The sequence below is a fragment of the Vibrio sp. 10N.261.52.A1 genome (assembly GCF_002876325.1).
Classification (GTDB): Bacteria; Pseudomonadota; Gammaproteobacteria; order Enterobacterales; family Vibrionaceae; genus Vibrio; species Vibrio chagasii.
The window spans coordinates 1-1,515 of record NZ_MCYD01000964.1 but is presented as its reverse complement, the minus strand read 5'-3'; the positions used below and the strand labels follow the sequence as shown (position 1 = coordinate 1,515).

The window sequence follows — 1,515 nt, the reverse complement described above, 5'->3', positions numbered from 1 at the left end:
TTATTCTGTCTAGTATCTCAATGACGTAAACGATACCCCGTTTTTATGAAAACTAACAGTAACTTAAGCACTACAGCTCTCTGCCTACATCCCAAAATACAGAATTTTTCTATATAGCATGAATTGATGTGCCAAACTGAAACTCATGTATGCATAACCAGTTAAAGTTTAATGAAAAAATCACCATTTCTATCGTATATACAAGAATACATGCTTGGACGGCACTATGCCCTTCGTACAACAGAGGCGTACATTTATTGGATTCACCAATACATTCTTTATCATGATAAAAAGCACCCAAAGAGCTTAACTTCCAGGCATGTAGAAGATTTTCTAACGAACCTGGTTGTTAACAAAAAGTCAGCGAGGAAAACGCAAAGTCTAGCTCTCAATGCATTAGTCTTTTTATACAAAGAAATTATTCAAGAACCCATAGAGCTTGATATGCAGTTTCGGCGCTCAGATAAATCAAGAAAATTGCCAACAGTCATGACTCCAGAAGAGATTGGAAGGCTATTCAATCACTGTTCACCTAACTACAAATTACCTTATCAATTAATGTATGGGTCAGGGTTGCGTTTGATGGAGTGTCTACGCCTACGTATACAAGATATCGATTATGCATATAAATCTGTACGTGTATGGCAAGGGAAAGGAGGTAAAAACCGTATAGTGACAATAGCACCAGAGCTTTTCCCCGCTATCAAACAACAGCAACAGAGATCCGCGAGTTACTATCATCAAGACATGAATGACACAGTTTTCTCTGGTGTATACATACCTGAAGCACTCGCTAGAAAATACCCGAGCGCAGAAAGGAGCCTAAATTGGCAATTCCTCTTTCCCTCTAGTCGTTTGTCGCCAGATTTACAAACAGGCGAGCTACGTAGACACCATATTCACCCAACAGCGCTTCAAAAACACATTAAGGTAGCAGGCCAAAAAGCCAACATTGACAAAAACATCTCGTGTCATACTTTAAGGCACTCATTCGCTACGCACCTTCTTCAAAGCGGAGCGGATATCAGAACCGTTCAAGAACAACTTGGTCACACCGATTTGAAGACAACGCAAATCTATACTCACATCATTGATAGAGGCGCCAATGGCGTTGTTAGCCCATTATCAAGAATATTCGTAAAATAACGATAAATGAAATTCGGATTCCGAATTCTGAAATGACTTCATAATCACGAAACAGGGCACTATCACCTGCTCTTAAGGCTGAGGCCTCTAGTCACTCCAAAAGCTCAATAACAATTTATGTGTGTGTTTTTCTCTGCAGCAATGGCTACGTATCACCTCTTATTGTTGCGCCACCATTACCTATTTACAACTTTCATGGCGCTCACAACGCCCTAACACGCACAATAACGGGATGCCTAACAAACACATTATTAAACAGCGAGTTGCAGGGTTCCCACTCTCTACTTCGAGCTTTCGAAAAGAGATATTTCACAATTTTCATCAATAACAGTGTTCGAAAAAGAACATAGGTCTCAAAAACATACACAC

1 protein-coding gene is annotated in these 1,515 nt (G+C 39.9%); it reads left to right on the top strand.

Translation table 11 applies throughout. From position 1 onward, the window contains the following. The first annotated feature begins 171 nt into the window (after positions 1 to 171). Entirely contained in the window at positions 172 to 1,146 is a 975-nt protein-coding gene (locus BCT81_RS20900; RefSeq protein WP_102425699.1) for an integron integrase, read from the top strand. Positions 1,147 to 1,515 lie beyond the last annotated feature (369 nt).

What these genes read in the sequence shown, in the direction of transcription:
- BCT81_RS20900 (WP_102425699.1), top strand. Translation starts at nt 172, where the DNA reads ATGAAAAAATCACCATTTCTATCGTATATACAAGAATACATGCTTGGA.